This window comes from Streptomyces sp. NPDC002676 (assembly GCF_053592455.1).
Genome location: NZ_JBSFVT010000006.1, coordinates 70,830 through 92,006, shown reverse-complemented (window position 1 = coordinate 92,006; position 21,177 = coordinate 70,830). Strand labels below are relative to the sequence as shown.

Sequence of the window (21,177 nt, the reverse complement as noted above, 5' to 3'; positions counted from 1 at the left end):
TATCGGCGGGGTCTGACATCACGGGCGGTTACTCCCGTATCGGCCAGACATACCCCGCGCCTTGATTGTTCGTTCCGCGCGATCAGTGGCAGATGTCAGGCATCTCCATAGGCTTCGCCGCCCAGTTCGAACGACGCCGTTCCGGCCGTGGCGTCGGCCAGCCACGCGCGGAAGGCGTCCACGTCGGCGTCCGGCAGGCCGAGCTCGATCGTGACCGCCTCGCCGTAGCGGACGTCCCGCACCTCGCGCCCCGTGGACCGCAGGTCGTTCTGCACCTTGCCCGCGCGCTGGTGGTCGACGGTCACCGTGGCCAGCCGGAAGCGGCGCCGGGTGAGCGTGCCGAGCGTGTCCAGGGCCTCGCCGACGGCGCCGCCGTAGGCACGGATGAGCCCGCCCGCGCCGAGCTTGACGCCGCCGTAGTACCGGGTGACGACGGCGACGACGTACCGCATGTCGCGGCGCAGCAGCATCTGGAGCATGGGGACACCGGCGGTGCCGCCCGGCTCGCCGTCGTCGCTGGCCTTCTGGACGGCCGCGTCGGCGCCGATGACGTAGGCCCAGCAGTTGTGGGTGGCGTCGGCGTGCTCCTTGCGGACGGAGGCGATGAACTCCTGCGCCTCCTGCTCGGTGGCCGCCGGGGCGAGCGCGCACAGGAAGCGGGAGCGGTTGACCTCGGTCTCGTGCACGCCCGCGCGGGCGACTGTGCGGTACTCGTCCTGCATCCCGCCAGCCTATGCGCAGCGGCGGGCCCGCCGGTCCGGGCCGCCCCTTCCACCCCTTGTCCTTACTTCTGGCCGCGCGGCACGGTGAACGACGTCAGCAGGGCCACACCCGGGGCGAGAGCCGGCCAGCCGGTGCCGCGCCAGGACAGTACGGCGATCCCGGAGGTGGGGAACTTCACCCGCAACCGGTCCAGCGCATCGTCCAGGCCGTCCCCGGCCAGCTCCAGGACCAGCTCCTCCAGACCGGGGTTGTGGCCGACCACCAGCAGCGTCTCTACCTCGGCCGGTGTCTCGCGCACGACCTGCAGCAGCTCGTCCGCGTCGGCGCCGTAGAGCCGCCGGTCGTAGCGGACCTCGGGCGGGGTGCCCCACTGGGCGGAGGCCAGCTCCCAGGTACGGCGGGCGCGTACGGCGGGGGAACACAGGGCGAGGTCGGGAAGGCAGTCGGCCTCGGCGAGGGCGCGCCCGGCGGCCGGGGCGTCCCTGAGGCCGCGCGCCGCCAGCGGGCGGCGGTGGTCCTCGACACCCTCGGGCCAGGCGGACTTGGCGTGCCGAAGCACGACCAGGCGGCGCAGCGGGCCCGAACCCGCCCGCTCGATCATGCGAGGCTCCCGAGGTCCCGGGCGAGGTCGAGGGCGAGCAGCCGGTCGGCGTAGGCGTACGTCTCGAAGCGGGCGCCGTCCGCCAGCCCGGGCTCGCTCGCCACGTCCCGCAGGACGCCGAGCACCGCGGGCACGTCCAGATCGTCCTCCCAGGCGGCGCGCAGCCGCGCCCGCACCTCGTCGGGCACCGGCCGCGAGCGCTGCCGCGCCCATCGGGCGACATCCCGCCGCCACCCGGCGAGAGTGCGCGCGGCATCGTCCAGGAGGGCCGCGTCCAACCGCACGGGCTCCCGCCGCGGGACGGAGAGCAGGGCGAGCCGAAGGGCGGCGGGGTCCGCGCCGGCGTCAGCGAGGAAGGCCGCGGGCTCCGGGAGAGATCCGGGACGAGAGGCGAGGCCGGGTTCGGGGTGGGGCGCCGGGAGGGATTCGGCTGGGGGCGCGGGACGGGTTGCGGGATCCGCCGGGGCGCCCGGAGCCCGGCGGGGCTGCCCCGGGGCCCGGTCCGGCCCGTCGAGGCCCCGGTCTCCCCCGTCCGGAGCCCGGTCCGGCCCGACCAGCCCGTCCGCAGCCCTGCCCGGAGCGCCCGGAGCGCCCTCCAGCCCGCCCGTGGCTCCGGCCGACCCGTCGCGCCGCTCCCCCTGCCACACCACCGGCGCCACCGACACCACCGGCCCTGCGCCGGGCGTGTCCCCATAGTCCCGTTCCGTCACATGGATCACCTGGGCCTCGCCGAGGCCGGGCGCGAGGTCGTGGGCGTTCTCGAAGGGCCGGATGGACAGGGTGGTGGCCGCTCGGCGGAGTTCGGGCTGGTCATGGGGGGCGGTGAGCATCGTCCACACGGGGGTGCCGCCGAGTTCCAGCGCGCGGGCGAGGAGGTCGGCGGTGAGCAGCACGCGCAGGGACGTCGGGTCGAGGCCGGAGGCGCGCGCCTCGACACGGGTCAGGCCGCGCCGGGCGGGCGCGGCGGTGACGGGCTCACCGGTTCGGGCGTCGAGGATGCGCAGCACGCAGCGAGCGTAGGCGGGAAAGCAGCCGTATGCAGCCACCTTGCCCCGATTCCGGACCCCGTGGCGGCCCCGATCCGGACACCCTGGCGGGAATCAGCCGCGGCGTGGGGCCGTTGCCGCGACGACAGGACCCAGCAGCCCGAGGAGGCGGCCGTGTACGGCGACTACGGCAACTACGGCGACGAAGCGACGATCCGCAGGATCCTGACCGAGCTGGGTGACACCTGGGCCGTGGTCGGCCTGTCCTCGAACCCTCGGCGGGCCGCGTTCGGCGTCGCCCGGGTGCTGCAGCGGTTCGGCAAGCGGATCGTGCCGGTGCACCCGAGGGCGGAGACGGTGCACGGCGAGCGGGGCTACGCCTCCCTCGCGGACATCCCGTTCGAGGTTGACGTGGTCGACGTGTTCGTCAACAGCTCCCTGGCCGGAGCGGTGGCCGACGAGGCCGCGGCGAAGGGGGCGAAGGCGGTGTGGTTCCAGCTCGACGTCGTCGACGAGGCCGCCTATGAACGGACCCGGAACGCCGGACTTGACATGGTCATGGACCGCTGCCCCGCGATCGAAATTCCCCTCCTGAACTACTGAATCTTTCCTTCTACTCACAATTCGCCGATGAATATTGACATTCCGAGCGACCATCTGACCTGTAACAACCCTGTGACTGAGCGTGCGCCCAAGACAGCTAAGATCCCAGGTCAAGTTTTGGTTAACAGTCTTTTGCTCGCTCGGAAGCCATCTCTATTCTCTGGCCTCATTGCCCGTTAAAACTGCGTAAGCGATCTGAGAGGCCACTTACATGGCGAAAGTCGACCTGGCTCCACCGGCAGCCAAAAGCGACACCGGTGGGCTGCGACGCGACGTCGGACTCATCGGTCTGATGTGGGCCTCGGTGGGCTCCATCATCGGCTCCGGCTGGCTGTTCGGTGCCGAGAAGGCAGTGACGGTGGCAGGCCCCGCGGCGATCATCTCGTGGGTGATCGGCGCAGTGGCGATCGTGCTGCTCGCCCTGGTGCACGCCGAACTCGGCGGCATGTTCCCGGTGGCCGGCGGCACCGCCCGCTACCCGCACTACGCGTTCGGCGGCCTGGCCGGCATGTCGTTCGGCTGGTTCTCGTGGCTGCAGGCCGCGACGGTGGCCCCGATCGAGGTCGAGGCCATGATCGGCTACGCCAAGCACTGGCAGTGGGCCGACGGATTCCAGCGCGCCAACGGCACGCTCACGCCCAGCGGCATCGCCGTCGCGGTCGTCCTCATGGCGCTCTTCGTCGCGGTGAACTTCCTCGGCGTCCGCGTCCTCGCACACACCAACAGCGCCGCCACCTGGTGGAAGATCGCCGTCCCGCTCGCCGCGATCTTCGTCATCGCCATCGGCAACTTCCACCCCGGCAACTTCACCTCCGAGGGCTTCGCACCGTTCGGCGCCAAGGGCGTCCTCACCGCGATCAGCTCCAGCGGCATCATCTTCGCGCTGCTCGGCTTCGAGCAGGCGATCCAGCTGGCCGGCGAGAGCCGCAACCCGAAGCGTGACCTGCCCCGCGCGACCCTCGGTTCGGTCGCGATCGGCTCCGTGATCTACATCCTGCTCCAGGTCGTGTTCATCATCGCGCTGCCGCACAACACCTTCGCGCACGGCTGGGCGAAGCTCGACTTCCCCGGCATCAGCGGCCCCTGGGCCGGTCTCGCCACGCTGGTGGGCCTCGGCTGGCTGAGCTTCGTGCTGTTCGCCGACGCGATCATCTCTCCCGGTGGCACCGGCCTGATCTACACCACCGCCACCTCCCGGATCTCCTACGGCCTGGCCAAGAACGGCTACGCCCCGAAGCTGTTCGCCAAGACCGACTCGCGCGGTGTTCCGTGGTTCGGCCTCGCGGTCTCCTTCGTGACCGGCGTGATCTGCTTCCTGCCCTTCCCCAGCTGGCAGACGCTGGTCAGCTTCATCACCTCGGCGAGCGTGCTGATGTACGCGGGCGCCCCGCTGGCGTACGGCGTCTTCAAGGACCGGCTGCCGCACCACGAGCGCCCGTACCGGCTGCCGTTCGGCAAGTTCATCGCGCCCCTGTCGTTCGCGGTCGCCAACCTGATCATCTTCTGGTCCGGCTGGGACACCCTGTGGCGCCTGGGCTGCGCGATCCTGATCGGCTACCTGCTGCTGGGCTCCTACGCCGCGTACGCCATCCGCAAGGGCCTCCCCGACGCCCCGCGGCTGGACTTCAAGGCCGCGCAGTGGCTGCTCCCCTACCTGCTGGGCATCGGCCTGATCTCCGGGCTGAGCACCTTCGGCGGCACCGGTGACCTGCCGCTGTGGTGGGACATGGTGGTCGTCTCGGCGTTCTCGCTCGGCATCTACTACTGGGCCAAGGCCACCGCGTCGAAGCCCGAGGCGATCGAGCAGAGCATCGAGGAGGTCGTGGTCACGGACGCCCCGGCGCACTGACCCTCCCCGCTCACCGAGCTCCCTCCCCCGGTGTCCCGTCAGCCGATCAGTGGCTGACGGGACACCGTCATAATGCGGGGGTGACGCACCCCTCCCCCGAACTCGACTCCGCGCCCGAGGAAGGCCGTACGGTCGTCATCGTGGGCGCCGGGCCCGCCGGGCTCACCATCGGCAGCATCCTGCGGGCCGCCTCCGTGGACTGCGTGGTCCTGGAGACCGAGAGCAGACAGTTCATCGAAACCCGGCCCAGAGCCGGGATCATCGAGGAGTGGGCGGTCCGCGCCCTCGAACAACGCGGCCTGGCAAAGAACCTGCTGGACCGCACCGAGACGCACACCGCCTGCGAGTTCCGCTTCGACGGCGAGCGCCACCGGTTCACGTACGCCGATCTCACGGACCGCCGCCACCACGTCTATCCGCAGCCGCTGCTGGTCACGGACCTGGTGCGGGAGTACGCGGACGTTCGCGGCGGCGACATCCGCTTCGGCGTGCGGGACGTACGCCTGCACGACCTGGACACGGACCGGCCCGCGGTGTCGTACCACTGCCCGGACACGGGTCGGCGGCGGGTGCTGCGCGCCGAGTTCGTCGCGGGCTGTGACGGGGCGCGCGGGGTGACGCGGGACGCGCTGGTGCCGGAGCGGGCGCGGATCGCGCGGCAGGACGACGGCATCAGCTGGCTGGCGCTGCTCGCCGAGGCGCCGCCCTCCTCGGACTGCGTGCTGTTCGGCATCCATCCGCGCGGCTTCGCCGGGCACATGCCCCGCAGTCCCGAGGTCACCCGCTACTACCTCCAGTGCCCGCCGGGCGAGGACCCGGAGGACTGGTCGCACGAGCGGGTCTGGGCCGAGCTGCGGGAACGGCTCGGGGCGGCCGGGGCGCCGGCGCTCAAGGAGGGCAAGCTGATCGAGAAGCGGGTCCTGGACATGCACCACTACGTGGTCGAACCCATGGCCCACGGGCGGCTGTTCCTCGCCGGCGACGCCGGTCACCTGGTCGCACCGATCGCGGCGAAGGGCATGAACCTCGCCCTCAGCGACGCCTTCCTGCTCGGCGACGCGCTCGTCGCGTACGTCACCGAGGGCGACGGCAGCCGGCTGGAGGGGTACTCGGAGGCGTCGCTGCGCCGCGTGTGGGACTACCAGGAGTTCTCACAGTGGCTGTCGGACATCTACCACGGGGTCGCCTCGGGCGATCCGTTCCGCGCGGGCACCACGCTGGCCCGGCTGCGCCGTCTGTTCACCTCGCCCGCCGCGGCGGCGGCCTTCGTCGAGCAGTACCTCGGAACGGCCGCCGCGTTCTGACATCAAGGCCCAGTCTCGGCTCGCCGCTCGGCCAGCCGGTGGTCGGCCACGTTCAGCGCCTCGTCGACCAGCCGGCGCAGGTGTCCGTCGCTGAGCGAGTAGACCACCCGGCGGCCCTCCTTGCGGGTCTGCACCAGTCCCGCGAGGCGCAGCCGGGCCAGATGCTGGCTGACGGCGGGCCGGGCCGCACCGCACGCCTCGGTGAGCGTGGTGACATCGGCCTCCGCCGCCGCCAGGGCGTGCAGCAGGGTCAGGCGGGTGCGGTCGCCGAGCAGGGCGAGCAGCTCGGCCGCGAGGGTGAACTGCCCTTCGCCCGGCGTGTGCGTATGCGCATGATGCGCAGGTGATAGGTGCATGCGTGCGCTCATACGCACATAATGGCGGTGTGGGCGCCGCGCGTCCACACCCACGCACCGGAAGGGGATGAACGTGAGCGACCGGCACCCGCACCACGACGGGCACGAACACCACCACGGGCATGAGCACCACGACGGGCACCAGCACGACCACGAGCCCGAGCACGGCCACGCCCACGAGCATCCGCACCGGCACCGGCACGGCGGTCGCGCCGCCGTCCTGCGCCACCGACTGGCCCATGTGCTCACCCCGCACTCCCACGAGAGTGCCGACAAGCTCGACCCCGCCCTGGAGTCCTCGGCGCGCGGGATGCGGGCGCTGTGGGTGTCGCTGGCCGTGCTCGGGGTGACCGCGGCGGCGCAGGCGGTCGTGGTGGCGCTCTCCGGGTCGGTGGCGCTGCTCGGGGACAGCGTGCACAACGCGGCCGACGCGCTGACCGCCGTACCGCTGGGCATCGCCTTCGTGCTGGGCCGCCGCGCGGCGACCCGGCGTTTCACCTACGGCTTCGGGCGGGCCGAGGATCTGGCGGGGCTGGTGATCGTGCTGACCATCGCCGGGTCCGCGGCCTTCGCCGCGTGGGCGGCCGTCGGGCGGCTGCTCGACCCGCGGCCGGTGGGCCATCTGCCCGCGGTGGCCGTGGCCGCGCTGGTCGGGTTCGCGGGCAACGAGTGGGTGGCCCGGTACCGGATCCGCGTGGGCCGGGAGATCGGCTCGGCCGCGCTCGTCGCCGACGGGCTGCACGCGCGCACCGACGGCTTCACCTCGCTGGCCGTGCTGCTGGGCGCCGGCGGCTCGGCCCTGGGCTGGCAACTGGCCGACCCGATCGTGGGGTTGGCGATCACGGCCGCGATCGCGCTGGTACTGCGGGACGCGGCCCGGGAGGTCTTCCGGCGGGTCATGGACGCCGTCGACCCGGCGCTGGTGGACCGGGCCGAGCAGGCGGTGCGGGCGGTGCCGGGCGTGCGCGCGGTGGGCGAGCTGCGGCTGCGCTGGATCGGGCACCGGCTGCGGGCCGAACTCGCGGTGGTGGTGGACGGCGAGGCGACGGTACGGCAGGCGCACGCGATTGCCGTCGAGGCCGAACACGCCCTGCTGCACGCCGTACCGAGGCTGATGGCGGCCCTGGTGCACGCCGACCCGGCGCCGGTCCCGGGCGAGACGGACCCGCACCTGGCGCTGGCCCACCACGCGGCGGCCTGACGCGTCAGGCGCCCTGGCGCTGTGACGTCGGGGCGCCCTGACGGCCCGGCTCAGGCGAGCCCGAGCCCCTCCAGCACCACGGCCCCCGGCAGCTCCGCGAACACCTTGCCCGGCACAAGCAGTTTGCCGCGCCGGCGTCCACTGCCGACCAGGACGTAGGGCAGGTCGACGACGGCCGCGTCCACCAACACGGGCCAGCCGTCGGGCAGTCCGACCGGGGTGATGCCGCCGTACTCCATGCCGGTCTCCCCCGTCGCGAGGTCCATCGACGCGAACGAGGCCTTGCGGGCGCCGAGGTGGCGGCGTACGACACCGTTGACGTCGACCCGGGTGGTGGAGAGCACGAGGCACGCGGCAAGCGTGGTCTCGCCGCCCCGCTTGCCCGCGACCACCACGCAGTTCGCGGACTGCTCCAGCAGCTCGCGCCCGTAGTGCTCCACGAAGACGGCGGTGTCCGCCCACTGCGGCTCGGTGTCGACGTACAGCACCTGGTCGGCGGGGACGCTGCCGCGCCAGTGGCGTACGGCGTCGGCGACCGGGCCGGTCAGTTCGTCGAGGCAGTCGGGAGCGGGCGTGGCGGTGTCGAAGTCTCCGATGGGTGCGCGCATGACCGCACGCTAACAGCCCCGCAGAGCCCCGGGCCGACCGCTCAGCGCACGGGCGGGACCGAGACCGCCATCACCATGTCCATCGGTACGTCGCCGTGATTGCCGTACGTGTGCGGCGTACTGGCCTCGAAGGAGGCGCTCGCGCCGGTGGGGACGAGGTACTCCACGCCGTCGACGGTGAGGGTCAGCTCCCCCGCCGTGACGTGGACCAGCTCGACCGTGCCGGGCGGGTGCGGGTCGGAGGGGCTGTCCTGGCCCGGCATCAGTCGCCAGTCCCACAACTCGAGCGGGCCGGGGGCCTCCGTGCCCGCGAGGAGCCGGTTGTAGCTGCCGGCGTCCGTATGCCAGAGGCGTACGGCCTGCTCGGCGGGGACGATCCGGACCTTCGGGCCCTGCTCGTAGTCGAGCAGGGTGGTGATGCTGATGCCGAGCGCGTCGCCGATCTTGACCACCGTGCCGAGGCTCGGGTTGGTGCGGGCCTGCTCGATCTGGATGAGCATGCCGCGGCTGACTCCTGCCCGGGCGGCCAGCGTGTCCAGGGTGAAGCCGCGCTCGGTGCGCCAGCGCTTGACGTTGCGCGCCAGGGACTGGGTCAGCAGGTCGAGGTCCGACACATTACGTCCAATATTCTGGATGACAGAGTTCAATTTACTGAACTACGGTGTGGTGCACCCGATCGTTCACCGAACTGTACTGCGAGGCGACCCGTGACAGCATTCTTCGCCCTGGCCACCAGTCTCCTGTGGGGCCTGGCCGACTTCGGCGGCGGGCTGCTGACCAGGCGCATGCCGGCGCTGACGGTGGTGGTCGTCTCGCAGGCGATCGCGGCGGCCGTCCTGGGCGCGATCGTGGTGGCGACCGGGGGCTGGAGCGAGGCCGGCCCGCGGCTGTGGTTCGCCTTCGCGGCGGGCCTGGTCGGGCCGGTCGCCCTGCTCTCCTTCTACAAGGCGCTCGCCCTGGGCCCGATGGGCGTGGTCTCCCCGCTCGCCACGCTCAGCGTGGCCGTCCCCGTCGGCGTCGGGCTGTTCCTCGGCGAGCGTCCGGGGCTGGTGCAGTTCGCGGGCATCGCCGTCGCCGTCACCGGTGTCGTCCTCGCGGGCGGACCGCAGCTCAGGGGCGCCCCGGTGCAGCGGCAGACGATCCTGCTCACGCTGGTCGCGGCGCTCGGCTTCGGCACCGTGTTCGCCCTCATCACCGAGGCCTCGACCAGCGTCACCGGCCTGTTCCTCTCGCTGTTCGTGCAGCGCGTGACCAATGTCGCGGCAGGCGGTGCCGCGCTGTACGTCTCGGTCCGGCGGGGCGCTCCCGCCCTCCCGGAGGGCGGCTTCCCGTGGCCGTCGCTGTCGGCGCTGGCCTTCGTCGGCCTCGCGGACGTCGCGGCGAACGGCACGTACGCGGTCGCCGCCCAGCACGGCCCGGTCACCGTGGCCGCCGTGCTCGCCTCGCTCTACCCGGTGGTGACCGCCCTGGCCGCGCGCGGCTTCCTCAGCGAGCGGCTGCGCGCCGTCCAGGCGGCAGGCGCGGGCCTCGCCCTGCTGGGGACGCTGTTGCTGGCGACCGGCTGACTCAGCCGTCCGCCTCCAGCCGGGCCAACCGCTCCACGCCCTCCTCGTCGAGGTCGGCGAGCGCCCGCAGCTGCTCCGGCGTGACCCCTTCCGGGGGCGGCACCGGCGCCGGGGTCCGAAGCGGTGGCTGCCAGCCCTCGTCGGGCGTCCAGCGCCGTACGACCCGCGCCGGTGCCCCCGCGACGACGGCGTGGTCGGGCACGGTCCCGCGCACCACCGCACCGGCGGCCACGACCACGTTCCGGCCGATCCGGGCGCCCGGCAGGATCACCGCGCCGGTGCCGATCCAGCATCCGGGGCCGATCTCCACGGGCTCCATCCGCGGCCACTGCCTGCCGATGGGCTCGTGCGGGTCGTCGTAGGAGTGGTTGGTGGAGGTGACGTAGACGTACGGCCCGAAGTAGCAGTCGCGGCCGATGGTCACCGTGGTGTCGGCGATGACATGGCTGCCCCGGCCGAGGACCACGCCGTCGCCGATGCGCAGGATCGGCTCGGGGCCGAGGTCCAGGTCCGGCATCAGGCCGGCCGTGAGCGTGACCTGCTCGCCGATGATGCAGTGGGAGCCGAGGTGGATCCAGGGCTCGCCGAAGACGGTGCCGAGCGGGAAGGCGAGGCGGGTGGCTTCGCCGATCGAGCCGAAGCGGAACTTCGCCGGGTGCTCGGCAGTGACGGAGCCCTTGCGCTGGGCCCACGACCAGACCGCGTGCACGGCGCGCTGGGCGAGGTGGTCCCGCCAGGATGGGAACGTGTTCTTGCGCTTCGGCACGGGGTCACGTTACTCATCGGTTGCCTTGGGGAGAGAGGGCGGGCTGCTGTGATCTTCACCCCATGCGGTGTCGTACCGTGCGTCGTACTACGGACATGACACGGACATGAGGTGACGGTGATGACGCACAAGGCGCTGATCGTGGGCATCGGCGGCAAGGAGCCCCAGCTCGACCCGGAGGCGTTCGTGGCGCCGACGGCATCGGTGATCGGCGACGTCACGCTGCACGCGGGGGCGAGCGTCTGGTACGGCGCCGTGGTGCGCGGGGACGTCGAGCGGATCACCGTGGGCGCCGATGCCAACGTGCAGGACAACGTCACGCTGCACGCCGACCCCGGGTTCCCGGTGAACGTCGGGGAGCGGGTGTCCATCGGGCACAACGCCGTGGTGCACGGAGCGACGGTCGAGGACGACTGCCTGATCGGGATGGGGGCGACCGTGCTGAACGGGGCGGTGATCGGGGCGGGTTCGCTGGTTGCCGCGCAGGCCTTGGTGCCGCAGGGGATGGTGGTGCCGCCGGGGTCTTTGGTGGCGGGGGTGCCGGCGAAGGTCCGGCGGGAACTGTCCGAGGAGGAGCAGCAGGGGGTGACCCTCAACGGCACGCTGTATGCGGAGCTGGCCAAGGCGCACCGCGAGGTGCACGGGTAGGGGACTTCAGTCCCCGGCGGTCACAGGCTCTGCTTCCCGCTGTGCCGCCTGGGCCTTCTTCGCCTTGCGCTTCACGATCAGCATGGAGGCCAGGCCGATCAGCACGGCAGCCACCAGGCCCAGCCACGAGAACTTCTTCAGCCAGCCCTCGGCGACCACGCCCACGTAGTAGATGACGGCCGTGGTGCCGCCCGCCCAGCAGATGCCGCCGAGGACGTTGGCGGTCAGGAACTTCCAGTACGGCATCTGCAGGACGCCCGCCAGCGGGCCGGCGAAGATGCGGAGAAGGGCGACGAAGCGGCCGAAGAAGACCGCCCACATGCCCCACTTCTCGAAGGACCGCTCGGCGGTGGCGACATGGCCCTCGCTGAAGTGCTTGGGGAACTTCTTGCCCGCCCAGGCCAGCAGTGGCCGTCCGCCCTTGCGGCCGATCGCGTAGCCGATGGAGTCGCCGACGACGGCACCGGCGGTCGCGCACACGCCGAGGAGGATCGGGTTGATGCCGGAGTGCTGCGAGGACATCAGGGCCGCCGAGACGAGGACGATCTCGCCCGGCAGCGGGATGCCCAGGCTCTCCACGCCGATCACCAGGGCCACCAGGGCGTAGACAGCGCCCGGAGGCACCGTGTCGAGCCATTCCTGCACGTGCACCGCTGGGTTCCTCCCCGTTGCTTAACTTGCCTTTATAGGGCGCTGCATGTAAAGAGCGCCCCAAGGGAAGGCTACCTGGTCGGCTGTGACCGGCGGCTTTCGCGCGTGCGCGCGAGGCACCGTCCCGCCCTCGCTCCTTCGGTTTTCGGACATCCCGGTGTCACGCGGGAGGGGAAGGCTCTCCGCGGTTCGCCCGGCCCGCCTCCCCCCGGCCCCGCCCCAGGGCCCGCCGCGGAAGGACGACATCCCCGTGTCCTCACCCCTGCCCTCCCCGCTCTCGCTGTCCTCGCGCTCCAGTCCCCCGCCGGACGCTCCGGCCCGTCCGCCGTCCCGGCTGTCCGCCCGGCCCGTACGGCTCGCCCTGTGTCTGGCTCCCCTGCTGCTCGCCGGCGGCTGGGCCGTGGCCCACCGGCCCCTGCTGTGCGACGGGGTGCGGCGGCTGGTCGCCGCCGATCCGCTGTGGCTGCTGGCAGGGGCCGGCTGCACCTGTCTGACGTGGGTGGCGGCCTCGTGCGCCCGGCAGGGCGCGCTGCCGGACCGGCTGCCGGCGGGGCAGCTGCTGGCCTCGCAGTTCGCCGCCGGTGCCGCCAACCACGCGCTGCCCGGCGGTCTCGGCGCGCACGCCGTGACGCTGCGGTTCCTGCGCGGGCGGGGTGTGCCGCTGGAGCGGGCGACCGCATCGATCGGCCTGTACTCGCTGGCGAAATCCACCGCGAAGCCGCTCGTACTGCTGGTGTTCCTGGGCCTCTCCCCCAGCTGGCGGCGCCTCGGCGAACTGGTCCCGGACGGGCGGCTGCTGCTGCCGGCCGGTGCCCTCGCGGCCGGGGCGCTCACGGTGGCCGGGGCGCTGCTGACGGTCGTACGGCCGTTGCGGCGCCCGGTGACGAGGCTGGTGCGGTCCGCCCTGGCCGATGCCCGGGAGGTGCACACGCGGCCCTGCCGGGTGCTCGCCCTGTGGGGCGGGGCCGCCGCACTGCCGCTGGTGCAGGCGAGCACCCTCGCGTGCGTCGGGGACTCGCTCGGGCTGGGGCTGCCCTGGGAGCAGATCGTCCTCGCCTACCTGGCGGCGGGCACTGCGGTGGGGGCGGTCCCGTCGCCCGGCGGATTCGCGGTGGACGCGGCGCTGGTGTGGACGCTGGTCGCCTTCGGCGCCCTGCCGGCGGTGGCCACCGCGACCGTGATCGGCTACCGGGTGCTGACCGACTGGCTGCCGCTGGTGCCGGGCGCCCTGGTGCTGTCGGCGCTGATCCGCGCCGAGGTCCTGTGAGGTCCGTCCACTCACGTCACTCTTGTCACTCACGTCGTCATTCGCGCCCCTCGTCTCACTCGCGGCGGGCGACCAGGCGGTAGGCGTTGGCCAGGCCGAGGCGGTGGGCCAGGGGGCGTACCGCGAACCGGTCGAGGAGGGTGGCGGTGAGGAGCGCGGGTACGCCCGTGAGCAGCACGGCGGTGCGCAGGGCTCGGCGCACGGCACCGGGCGGCTCGGGCAGCCAGGGCGCGTCGTCGCGTGGGGCGGTGTGGTCGAGGGCCAGCCAGACGGCGGCGAGCAGGTCGACCGGGTCGTGCGGTTCGGCGTGCTGTTCGGCGACGACGGTGAAGCCCAGTTCGGTGAGCCGGCGGCGCAGGTTGGCGACGGGCATGAAGTGCAGGTGCTGCGGCTGGAGCCAGGGCAGCCACCAGCGGCCGAGCAGCCGGGCGTACCGGCTCTCCGGGTCCGGGACTTCGATGAGCAGATGGCCGCCGGGGCGTACGACCTGGTGCGCGGCCCGCAGTTCGCGGTCGGGGTCGGTGCTGTGCTCCAGGTAGTGGAACATGCTCACCACGTCGTAGCCGGCGGCCAGTTCGGGCGCGAGCTCGGGGAAGGCGCCTCGGTAGGCCTGCGCCACGCGGCCTTCGCGGGCGGCGAGTTCGACGCTGTCGGTGAAGTCGAGCCCGTCGAAGGCGGTGTCGGGCAGGACGGTCCGGGCGGTCGCGCAGAAGTGGCCGTGGCCGGTGCCGACGTCGAGCCAGGTCTTCGGGGCCAGGTCGTGCGGCAGCATCGCCTCGGCGCGGCCCCGGTACATGGCGGTACGACCGCCGAAGGTGCCGCTCATCCGCTGCTCGCCGAGGCCGTCGTAGAAGTCTCGGTAGTAGAACGCCAGTCCCTCGTCGGTGAGTTGGGGATTCTGGAAGGTGTGGCCGCAGTCCACGCAGCGGTCGAGGGTGAAGCGCCCCGGCTTGTGCTGGAGGAGGTCGGTGGTGCGCAGGCGGGTCACGAGCCGGCCGGAGGCGCACCAGGGGCAGGTGGTGCGCCGGGGGGCGAAGAAGCGGTCCGTGCCGTCGGCCAGGTCGGCCCGGTAGGCGGGGCGGAGGGCGGCGATACGCGCGGTGCGGTCGGTGTCCTTGGTCCGGTCGCTCATCGGGTCTCCGTAGCTGCCAGTCGTTCCAGACGGTCCGCCGCGGCCCCGGCCCCGCCCGCGGCGCGGAAGGCGGCGCCGACCCGGGCGGCGGCGGCCCGGTGGGCGGGGTCGTGCAGGACGGTGTCGAGGGCTGTGCCGAGCCGGGGTGCGGTGACCCGGCCGAAGCGGACGCGGACGCCGGCGCCCGCGTCCACGACCTGCGCGGCCACCAGGGGCTGGTCGTCGCGGATCGGCGCCACGACGAGCGGCACACCGTGCCAGAGCGCCTCGCACACCGTGTTGTGCCCGGCATGGCAGACGACCGCGTCCATCCGCTCCAGCAGCGGGAGTTGAGGGACGGACGGAAGGATCAGTACGTCCTTGTCTGCAGGGCCGCAAGGGTCGGCAGGGCCGGCCCGGTCGGCGGACAGGGTGCCGCCCGGGTCCACGAGCACCGCCTGCACCCGGTCGGCGCGTTCGCGCAGCGCGGTGACGCACTCGGCGAGGAAGCGTCCGCCGGCGTCGGCGTTGGCGGTGCCCAGGGTGACCAGGACCTTGGCGCGCCCGGAGTCCAGCCAGGCCCAGGGGAAGCCCGGCCCGGCGGGCCGGTCGGCCAGGGACGGGCCGACGTAGTGGATGTGGGGCGCCAACGGGGCCTGGGGGCCGATCAGTTCGGGTGTGCTGAACACGAGCAGGAGATGGGGCGAGTAGCGCGGGTCGGCGGTGCCGGCCGGGTCGCCGAGGCGGGCGCGAAGCTCGGCCAGGCGCCCGCGCAGCCAGTCGGCGACCTTGGGCAGGCCGTCGTAGGCGCCGGTGAACTCCGCGGTGGTGGTCGCGGAGGTCGCCCAGGGCAGACCGAGGCGTTCGGCCACGAGGGCGCCGGCGAAGGCCTGTTGGTCGGCGACGACCACGTCCGGGCGGAACTCCTCGACGGCCCCCCGCACTCCGGGCACCATCGCGTCGGCGAGCGGCACCAGGTACCGCTCCCACAGGAACTTCAGCGCCTCGGCGCCGCGCAACTCCGGTGGCCGTACGGCACCTTCGGCGCCCGGCACGGGGCCCGCGCAGCCGAACACCAGGGCGTCGGCTCCCGCGAGCCGCCGCACCAGGCCCGGGTCGGCGCACGCCCAGGCGACCCGGTGGCCGCGGGCGGCGAGCCGGGCCGCCACGCCGACGGCCGGGTTGACGTGCCCGACCAGGGCCGGGACGACGAACAGGAAGCCGCTCACCGGACGCTCGCCGCCGTGCCGAGGCCGCGTGTGCGGCGGCCGATGAGGTCCAGGACGTGCCCGCCGACGGCTCCGGCCGCCTCGACCAGCACCGAGTGCGCATGCCCCGGCAGCACCACCGTGCGGAAGTCCGTGAGCAGCGCCTTCTTCAGCGGGACCAGGTCCACCAGGTCCGAGTCACCGCCGTACACGCCGAGGACGGGGCAGCGTACGGCGCCGATCTCGGCCTCGGTCAGCACCCGGCTGGCGGGGATGTCCCGGCCGAGGGTGGTCTCGCGGGCGAGCCGGGCCGCGCCCTTGGCGAGGCGGGCCGTGTTGTGGCCGCGGTGGGCGGTGATCCAGGCGAGGGCGTCGGGTTCGTTGTGCGCGAGGTCGGTCACCACCCGGCGCAGGATGCCGCCGAGTTTCGCGGCCCAGGCGGCGGTCGCGGGTTCGGATTCGATGAGGGTGAGGGTGGCGGCGCGCTCCGGGTGTCGGGCCGCGTAGCCGAAGGCGATGGTGCCGCCGTAGGAGTTGCCGACGAGGTGGACGGGCCCGGTGATGTCCAGCCGGCCGAGGAGGGCCTCCAGGTCGTCGATGTTGTGGTCGAGCGTGTAGCCGTCCGGCGGGCGCTCGCTGCGGCCGTGCCCGCGCAGGTCGTACATGACGACGTCGAGTCCGGCCGCCGCGAAGGCTGGTGCGACGGTGAAGTAGTAGCTGGCCAGGCTGTCGGTGAGCAGCCCGTGCACCAGGACGACCGTGGCGCGCGGGGGTCGGCCGGACGTGGGGCCCATGCGCTGGACGTGCAGCCGGATGCCGCCGGCGTCGAGCATCGCCATGGCTCAGCCCGCCTGCGTGGTCTTCAGGCTCCACACGACGTACTCCACGAGCCGGCCGACGGTCAGCTCGATGATCTCCTCGAACTCCATCCCGGCGAGGAACTCGGCGAGGTTGACCCGCTTCCCGTACCGCTCCTCCAGCAGGCCCGCCAGCGTGACGAGGTCGATGCTCTCCAGCTCCAGGTCGTGATTGAAGGTGGTGGACATGCCGATCAGCACGTCGTCGTCGCCGTACTCGGCGAGGACCGTGCGGAGCATGGCGGACACGTCGGCGAGCACCGTGCCGACGGGGTCCTGCGCGGGGGCGGGCTGCGCGGGGGCGGGCTGCGCAGGGGCCGGCTGTATGGGCTTCATCGGGGGTACTCCTCGGCTGTCTGGTCGTGTGGTCCTTCGTCGGCCCCGGTTCCGGTCGTCCAGGCCACGACATAGGAGCGGCGCGGCAGGGCGGGCGGGTTGGCCGCCGGCGCGCAGTGCACGGTGTAGGCGCGTTGCAGACGCCCGGAGACCACCAGTCGGCTGCCGTCCGGGGCTGCCTCCAGCACCGCGAAGTCCCTGGGGAGCCCACCGAGCCCGGTGCCCTCGGCCTTGGCGACCGCCTCCTTCGCGGCCCAGAAGCGGGTGAACCACAGCTCTTCCGGGTCACCGCCGGACCGGGCGTGCAGCAGCCGCAGTTCGTCGGGGCCGAGGGCGGTGGCGAGGGTCGCCGGGTCGCGGGCGGTGACCTCTTCGATGTCGATACCGATACCGATACCGAGACCGGGACCGGCGCTGGGGTCGGGGCCGGGACGCGGGGTGTGCGGCCGTACGATCGCCACGCCCGCCTCGGCGCGGTGGGCGAGCGAGACGTCCAGTGGCGGCAGGACGCGGCCGTGCACCCCGGTGACGTACGGGCGGCCGACTTCGTCGTTGCGGACCTGGAGTTCCGCCGGGAACACGGGACCCTCGCCCTGCTGCCAGAGCCACTGCCGTACCGCGTCCTTGACCGCGATCCGGCCGAGCAGCCACTGGCGGCGGCCCCGGGGCGGGCGCTCGGCGTACTCGGCGCGTTCGGCGCTGCCGAGGGAGTTGCGCATGATCAGCTCGCGGGAGGCGAGGTCGGGCCACCGCTCGTGCACCAGCGTCCAGCCGCCCGGACGGGCCTCGGAGAGGGTGTGGCGCTCGGGGAAGCGTTCGACGGGCCGGGTCGTCGGGTCGTTGTCGAAGCGGCGGTCCTGCCAGCCGGTGAGCACGGCCCACACCCGGCCGCCGACGGTCAGCTCCGCGTCCGCCTCCAGCACGGTGTCCGTGAGCGAGGTGATCCGCAGCAGACAGGTGACCTCGGTCCCGGGGACCGGGTGCGGTCCGTGGAAGCGCAGGTCACGCAGTTGCACGGGGAACACGACGGTCCGTTCGGTGCGGGTCGCCATGATCCAGTAGCCGAGGAGCTGACCCACGTTGTCGAGCAGCGCGCCCGGCGCGGGCGGCGTGGTGATCAACCCGCGGATGTGCCGCTCGCCGATCGCGGTGAGTTCGGTCAGGCCCTGGAAGGCCGGGCCGTGGAACATCCAGCGGTCGCGGTAGAGCTGGGCGGCGGTGTGGTCGGGGGTGCGTTCGTGGGCTTCCGGGAAGCCGCGCGGCGCGGGCGGTGCGGGGTGGCGTGGGGCGAGTTCGATCACGGCGCGGGCCGTGGGGCCGAAGGTGACGGCGACGCGGTCCGGGTGGCCGGGATCGGGGCTGACGGTGACCGGGACGTCGACGGGCGGGGTGGCGGTGAGCCACCGGTCGAAGCGGGCACCGTGCACGGCGACCGCGCGCAGACCGGGGTTCGCGGCCTCCGCCGCGTCCATCATGTGCCGGACGATCGTGGTGGCCGGCACCACCGGCCAACGGTCTTTCACATCGGGCCAGTTGGGGCGCTGCGGGAAGAAGCAGTGGTCGAGGAGGTGGGGCATGGTGTGCGGGGAGACGTGGACGGTTGTGGTGGAGGGGGAGGGTTGGAGGGTGGTGGCGGTCGTCGGGGTGGAGCGGGGCCGTGAGGGGCGGCCGGTTGCGAGCAGTTCGGCGGCCGTGTCGGCGGTGTCCCGCAGCAGGGCGCGCAGTTCGGCGGCGGCGGGGATGTGCGTGGCGAGGTCGTCCAAGGGGGACGGCCCGGTGCGGAGCGACCGCGGCCGCAACTCGGACCGCAGTACGTCAAGGGTGCGGGGGTCCAGCGACACCAGGGCGCCGTTGAGGTCGAGAGGGACAGGTGGGCGCTTCGAGGTGGGGGGCGCCGAGGTACGAGTGGGGGACACGCTCGGGGCCACGGCAGCCCCTGCTGTCCACAATGCCGTTGCCACGCACCGGAGTTGGGACATCCCTGTGCGGTGAGGTGAGTTGGCGGCGACGGCGAGGTGGTCGCGGTCGCCGAGGGTGTCGTCGATGAGGGAGGCGAGCCGGCCCGGCCCGGTCTGGACGAAGGCGCGGTGGCCTGCCGCGTACAGCGCCTCGGTCAGCTCCCGGAAGCGGACCGGCTCCAGCAGGTGCCGTACGAACAACTCGCGTACGGCCGACTCGGCTTGCGGGAAGGGAGCGGCGGTGGTCCCCGACCACACCGGTACGGTCGGCGGGTGGAGCCGGAAACGCTCGGCGGCCTCCTTGATGGGCGCCACGTACGGTTCGAGCATCGGCGTGTGGAAGCCCGACCGGAACGGCAGCACCTGACACAGGACGCCCTGGGCGCGGAAGGCCCGTACGAACCCCTCTACGGCGCCGTCCGGTCCGCAGACCATCGACTGCCGGGGCGCGTTGTCGTGGGAGAGCACGAGCCCGGAGTCCGCCCAGGCCTCGGCGAGCGCGGCGCGGACCCGGTCGGCTGAGGCGCCCACGGCGGCAAAGGCGAGCCCCGGGACGGTCAGGGTGTCCGGGTCGAACTTCACCATGAAGGCGTCGACTTGGTCGGCCGAGTACAGCCCGGCCACCGCCATGGCCGTCCACTCGCCGACGCTGTGCCCGGCGACCGCGTCCGGGGCGATGCCCATACGGCGCAGCGCCGCGTCGAGCAGCCGGCCCACGCCGACGACCTCGAACCCGTGCCGGCCGACGTCACCGGCTCGTGCCTCCGCACCGGTGCGGGTGAGCGGGGGCAGGCCGAAGTGGGCGGCGATGTCGTCGGTGCGGGGTGTGAACTCGCCTTCCAGGCCGGGGAAGACGAACGCCAGCCTGCCGCCGGCGGGCCCGAGCAGCGGGGCGGGCCGGAACCAGACCTCGCCCCGGCCGTGCCAGGCCCGGCCCTTCGCCACCGCGCGGCGGGCCAGGGCGAGCCGCTTGGCGGTGGGATCCACGATCCCGAGCCGCACCGGACCGGCCTCGGGATGCGACTGCCCGGGGTCGAGGCCCGCGGCGAGGACGGCAGCGTCGTCGGCGTCGAGCGAGACGGCCAGCTGACCGGCGCTGTCGGCGGCGAGCAGGAGGACGCGTTCGGGCTCATTGACGTGCACCGCGGCCGGAGCGGAGGCGGCCGGGCGAGTGGCTCGTGCGGCCGGGGACTCCTCCAGGAGGACGTGGGCGTTGATCCCGCCGAAGCCGAAGGCGTTCACGGCCGCGCGGCGGACGGGCTGTTCGGGGTGGGGTTCCCAGGGGCGCGCCCGGTCCAGCGTGCGGAAGCGGGTGGCGTCCAGGGCCGGGTGCGGGTCGTCGCAGTGGAGGGTGGGCAGGAGGGTGCGGTGGTGCAGCGCGAGGGCGGCCTTGACCAGGCCCGCCACTCCGGCGGCCGGCATGGTGTGGCCGATCATCGACTTCACCGAGCCGAGCACCGGACGCCGGTCGTCGTCACCGTAGCCATGCGCGGGCCCGAACACCTCGGCCAGGGTGGCCAGTTCGGCGGCGTCGCCCGTCGGTGTGGCGGTGCCGTGCGCCTCCAGCAGGCCGATCGAGTGCGGCGCGGCGGGGTCGAGTCCGGCGGCCCGCCAGGCCTGGCGCACGGCTCGGGCCTGACCGCCCGGATCGGGGGTGACGAGCCCGGCCGTACGACCGTCACTGGCCACGCCCGTCCCGCGGATCACCGCGTACACGCGGTCGCCGTCCCGCTGGGCGTCGGCGAGGCGTTTCAGTACGACGACTCCGGTGCCCTCGCCGATGAGCAGGCCGTCGGCCTCGCGATGGAAGGGGCGGATCCGCTGCGTCGGAGACAGGGCTCGAAGCTGGGAGAAGACGCTCCACAGGGTGATGTCGTGGCAGTGGTGCACTCCCCCGGCCAGCATCAGGTCACAGCGGCCGGTGCTGAGCTCGGTGACCGCTTGGTCGACGGCGACGAGCGAGGAGGCGCAGGCGGCGTCGACCGTGTAGGCGGGGCCGCGCAGATCGAGCCGGTTGGCGATGCGGGAGGCCGCGAGGTTGGGGACCAGGCCGATTGCGGACTCGGGGCTGTCCGCACCGAGCCGCTCGGTGAACGCCGCCCGCACCCGGTCCAGTTGGCCGGAGTCCAGATCGGGCAGCAACTCACCCAGTGTCCGGACGAGTTGGCCCGCCGTACGCACCCGCTGGTCCAGCCTGACCAGACCGGGGGTGAGATAGCCGCCGCGACCGAGGGCCACGCCGATCCGGTGCCGCTCGGGCAGCCGTTCCGCGCCACCCGCGTCGGCAAGCGCGGCGGCGGCCACGTCGAGGGCGATGAGCTGGTCCGGCTCGGTGCCGGGCACCGACGCGGGCATGATGCCGTACCGGGTGACCTCGACCCGGGCCAGTGTGTCCACGAATCCGCCGCGCCGGCAGTACACCTGGTCGGCGACGGCCGGTCCGGCGGCCGAGTCCGGCCGGTAGTAGTCGGCGTCCCAGCGGCCCGAGGGCACGTCGCCGATCGCGTCCACGCCCTCCCGCAGGTTGCGCCAGTAGGCGTCGAGGCCGTCGGCACCGGGCAGCAGCACCGCCATGCCCA

Annotated in this window: 20 protein-coding genes; 7 read left to right on the top strand and 13 right to left on the bottom strand. The window is 73.3% G+C overall.

Annotation, left to right across the window (positions count from 1 at the left end; translation table 11 throughout):
* Nucleotides 1-95: 95 nt before the first annotated feature.
* The 3 genes from ACWD3E_RS18840 to ACWD3E_RS18830 all read right to left on the bottom strand — a co-directional run bounded on the left by ACWD3E_RS18840 (nucleotide 96) and on the right by ACWD3E_RS18830 (nucleotide 2,331).
* A complete protein-coding gene (locus ACWD3E_RS18840; RefSeq protein WP_451388674.1) occupies nucleotides 96-722 on the bottom strand; it encodes a YigZ family protein in 627 nt (208 codons plus the stop codon).
* A 62-nt stretch (nucleotides 723-784) separates the two neighbouring features.
* Nucleotides 785-1,324, bottom strand: coding sequence for a SixA phosphatase family protein (locus ACWD3E_RS18835; RefSeq protein WP_451388673.1), 540 nt, complete (start codon nucleotides 1,322-1,324; stop codon nucleotides 785-787).
* Nucleotides 1,321-2,331 (bottom strand): hypothetical protein, encoded by a 1,011-nt coding sequence (locus ACWD3E_RS18830; protein ID WP_451388672.1) that lies wholly within the window; start codon nucleotides 2,329-2,331, stop codon nucleotides 1,321-1,323. The genes ACWD3E_RS18835 and ACWD3E_RS18830 overlap by 4 nt, the downstream gene beginning before the upstream one ends.
* Before the next feature lie 153 nt (nucleotides 2,332-2,484).
* On the opposite strand from ACWD3E_RS18830, the gene ACWD3E_RS18825 reads away from it, so the two are divergent.
* The 3 genes from ACWD3E_RS18825 to ACWD3E_RS18815 all read left to right on the top strand — a co-directional run bounded on the left by ACWD3E_RS18825 (nucleotide 2,485) and on the right by ACWD3E_RS18815 (nucleotide 6,066).
* Nucleotides 2,485-2,913 (top strand): CoA-binding protein, encoded by a 429-nt coding sequence (locus tag ACWD3E_RS18825; RefSeq protein ID WP_451388984.1) that lies wholly within the window; start codon nucleotides 2,485-2,487, stop codon nucleotides 2,911-2,913.
* A 211-nt stretch (nucleotides 2,914-3,124) separates the two neighbouring features.
* Complete coding sequence (locus ACWD3E_RS18820; RefSeq protein WP_451388671.1) at nucleotides 3,125-4,762, top strand: APC family permease; 1,638 nt, start codon at nucleotides 3,125-3,127, stop codon at nucleotides 4,760-4,762.
* 80 nt (nucleotides 4,763-4,842) lie between these two features.
* Nucleotides 4,843-6,066 carry a 4-hydroxybenzoate 3-monooxygenase gene (locus tag ACWD3E_RS18815; protein WP_451388670.1) on the top strand — a complete coding sequence of 408 codons (1,224 nt, stop codon included), beginning with the start codon at nucleotides 4,843-4,845 and terminating at the stop codon, nucleotides 6,064-6,066.
* 2 nt (nucleotides 6,067-6,068) lie between these two features.
* On the opposite strand, the gene ACWD3E_RS18810 is transcribed toward ACWD3E_RS18815, so the two are convergent.
* On the bottom strand, nucleotides 6,069-6,434 hold the full coding sequence (locus ACWD3E_RS18810) for an ArsR/SmtB family transcription factor (protein WP_451388669.1): 366 nt from the start codon (nucleotides 6,432-6,434) through the stop codon (nucleotides 6,069-6,071).
* A 61-nt stretch (nucleotides 6,435-6,495) separates the two neighbouring features.
* Between ACWD3E_RS18810 and ACWD3E_RS18805 the strand changes: the two genes are divergently transcribed.
* Nucleotides 6,496-7,623, top strand: coding sequence for a cation diffusion facilitator family transporter (locus ACWD3E_RS18805; protein ID WP_451388668.1), 1,128 nt, complete (start codon nucleotides 6,496-6,498; stop codon nucleotides 7,621-7,623).
* 50 nt (nucleotides 7,624-7,673) lie between these two features.
* Here ACWD3E_RS18805 and ACWD3E_RS18800 read toward each other — a convergent pair whose 3' ends face one another.
* Together ACWD3E_RS18800 and ACWD3E_RS18795 are read right to left on the bottom strand one after the other, a co-directional pair.
* Entirely contained in the window at nucleotides 7,674-8,231 is a 558-nt protein-coding gene (locus tag ACWD3E_RS18800) for a YbaK/EbsC family protein (protein ID WP_451388667.1), read from the bottom strand.
* A gap of 41 nt (nucleotides 8,232-8,272) precedes the next feature.
* Entirely contained in the window at nucleotides 8,273-8,845 is a 573-nt protein-coding gene (locus ACWD3E_RS18795; RefSeq protein WP_451388666.1) for a helix-turn-helix domain-containing protein, read from the bottom strand.
* A gap of 93 nt (nucleotides 8,846-8,938) precedes the next feature.
* Here ACWD3E_RS18795 and ACWD3E_RS18790 point away from each other — a divergent pair, with 93 nt between their 5' ends.
* Entirely contained in the window at nucleotides 8,939-9,796 is an 858-nt protein-coding gene (locus ACWD3E_RS18790) for an EamA family transporter (protein ID WP_451388665.1), read from the top strand.
* A 1-nt stretch (nucleotide 9,797) separates the two neighbouring features.
* On the opposite strand, the gene ACWD3E_RS18785 is transcribed toward ACWD3E_RS18790, so the two are convergent.
* Nucleotides 9,798-10,562 carry an acyltransferase gene (locus ACWD3E_RS18785; protein ID WP_451388664.1) on the bottom strand — a complete coding sequence of 255 codons (765 nt, stop codon included), beginning with the start codon at nucleotides 10,560-10,562 and terminating at the stop codon, nucleotides 9,798-9,800.
* Nucleotides 10,563-10,682: 120 nt separating this feature from the next.
* Between ACWD3E_RS18785 and ACWD3E_RS18780 the strand changes: the two genes are divergently transcribed.
* On the top strand, nucleotides 10,683-11,210 hold the full coding sequence (locus tag ACWD3E_RS18780; RefSeq protein WP_451388663.1) for a gamma carbonic anhydrase family protein: 528 nt from the start codon (nucleotides 10,683-10,685) through the stop codon (nucleotides 11,208-11,210).
* Nucleotides 11,211-11,216: 6 nt separating this feature from the next.
* Here the strand turns inward: ACWD3E_RS18780 and ACWD3E_RS18775 are convergent, their stop codons facing one another.
* Complete coding sequence (locus tag ACWD3E_RS18775; protein ID WP_451388662.1) at nucleotides 11,217-11,861, bottom strand: DedA family protein; 645 nt, start codon at nucleotides 11,859-11,861, stop codon at nucleotides 11,217-11,219.
* 250 nt (nucleotides 11,862-12,111) lie between these two features.
* On the opposite strand from ACWD3E_RS18775, the gene ACWD3E_RS18770 reads away from it, so the two are divergent.
* Complete coding sequence (locus ACWD3E_RS18770) at nucleotides 12,112-13,128, top strand: lysylphosphatidylglycerol synthase transmembrane domain-containing protein (protein WP_451388661.1); 1,017 nt, start codon at nucleotides 12,112-12,114, stop codon at nucleotides 13,126-13,128.
* Between the two features lie 55 nt (nucleotides 13,129-13,183).
* Here the strand turns inward: ACWD3E_RS18770 and ACWD3E_RS18765 are convergent, their stop codons facing one another.
* From ACWD3E_RS18765 to ACWD3E_RS18745, 5 genes are all read right to left on the bottom strand, one after another.
* Nucleotides 13,184-14,260, bottom strand: coding sequence for a class I SAM-dependent methyltransferase (locus ACWD3E_RS18765; RefSeq protein WP_451388660.1), 1,077 nt, complete (start codon nucleotides 14,258-14,260; stop codon nucleotides 13,184-13,186).
* Nucleotides 14,257-15,468 carry a glycosyltransferase gene (locus tag ACWD3E_RS18760; RefSeq protein ID WP_451388659.1) on the bottom strand — a complete coding sequence of 404 codons (1,212 nt, stop codon included), beginning with the start codon at nucleotides 15,466-15,468 and terminating at the stop codon, nucleotides 14,257-14,259. The genes ACWD3E_RS18765 and ACWD3E_RS18760 overlap by 4 nt, the downstream gene beginning before the upstream one ends.
* The gene (locus tag ACWD3E_RS18755; RefSeq protein ID WP_451388658.1) at nucleotides 15,465-16,286 is read right to left on the bottom strand and encodes an alpha/beta fold hydrolase; all 822 of its coding nucleotides are present in this window, start codon (nucleotides 16,284-16,286) and stop codon (nucleotides 15,465-15,467) included. The genes ACWD3E_RS18760 and ACWD3E_RS18755 overlap by 4 nt, the downstream gene beginning before the upstream one ends.
* 3 nt (nucleotides 16,287-16,289) lie before the next feature.
* A complete protein-coding gene (locus tag ACWD3E_RS18750; RefSeq protein ID WP_451388983.1) occupies nucleotides 16,290-16,544 on the bottom strand; it encodes an acyl carrier protein in 255 nt (84 codons plus the stop codon).
* 92 nt (nucleotides 16,545-16,636) lie between these two features.
* On the bottom strand, nucleotides 16,637-21,172 hold the full coding sequence (locus ACWD3E_RS18745) for a beta-ketoacyl synthase N-terminal-like domain-containing protein (RefSeq protein ID WP_451388982.1): 4,536 nt from the start codon (nucleotides 21,170-21,172) through the stop codon (nucleotides 16,637-16,639).
* Nucleotides 21,173-21,177: the final 5 nt, after the last annotated feature.

Excerpts from the sequence above, each read along its gene's own strand:
- ACWD3E_RS18755 (WP_451388658.1), bottom strand. The coding sequence starts at position 16,286 with ATGGCGATGCTCGACGCCGGCGGCATCCGGCTGCACGTCCAGCGCATG.
- ACWD3E_RS18835 (WP_451388673.1), bottom strand. The coding sequence starts at position 1,324 with ATGATCGAGCGGGCGGGTTCGGGCCCGCTGCGCCGCCTGGTCGTGCTT.
- ACWD3E_RS18765 (WP_451388660.1), bottom strand. The coding sequence starts at position 14,260 with ATGAGCGACCGGACCAAGGACACCGACCGCACCGCGCGTATCGCCGCC.
- ACWD3E_RS18780 (WP_451388663.1), top strand. The coding sequence starts at position 10,683 with ATGACGCACAAGGCGCTGATCGTGGGCATCGGCGGCAAGGAGCCCCAG.
- ACWD3E_RS18745 (WP_451388982.1), bottom strand. The coding sequence starts at position 21,172 with ATGGCGGTGCTGCTGCCCGGTGCCGACGGCCTCGACGCCTACTGGCGC.
- ACWD3E_RS18750 (WP_451388983.1), bottom strand. The coding sequence starts at position 16,544 with ATGCTCCGCACGGTCCTCGCCGAGTACGGCGACGACGACGTGCTGATC.
- ACWD3E_RS18840 (WP_451388674.1), bottom strand. The coding sequence starts at position 722 with ATGCAGGACGAGTACCGCACAGTCGCCCGCGCGGGCGTGCACGAGACC.
- ACWD3E_RS18820 (WP_451388671.1), top strand. The coding sequence starts at position 3,125 with ATGGCGAAAGTCGACCTGGCTCCACCGGCAGCCAAAAGCGACACCGGT.
- ACWD3E_RS18800 (WP_451388667.1), bottom strand. The coding sequence starts at position 8,231 with ATGCGCGCACCCATCGGAGACTTCGACACCGCCACGCCCGCTCCCGAC.
- ACWD3E_RS18810 (WP_451388669.1), bottom strand. The coding sequence starts at position 6,434 with ATGAGCGCACGCATGCACCTATCACCTGCGCATCATGCGCATACGCAC.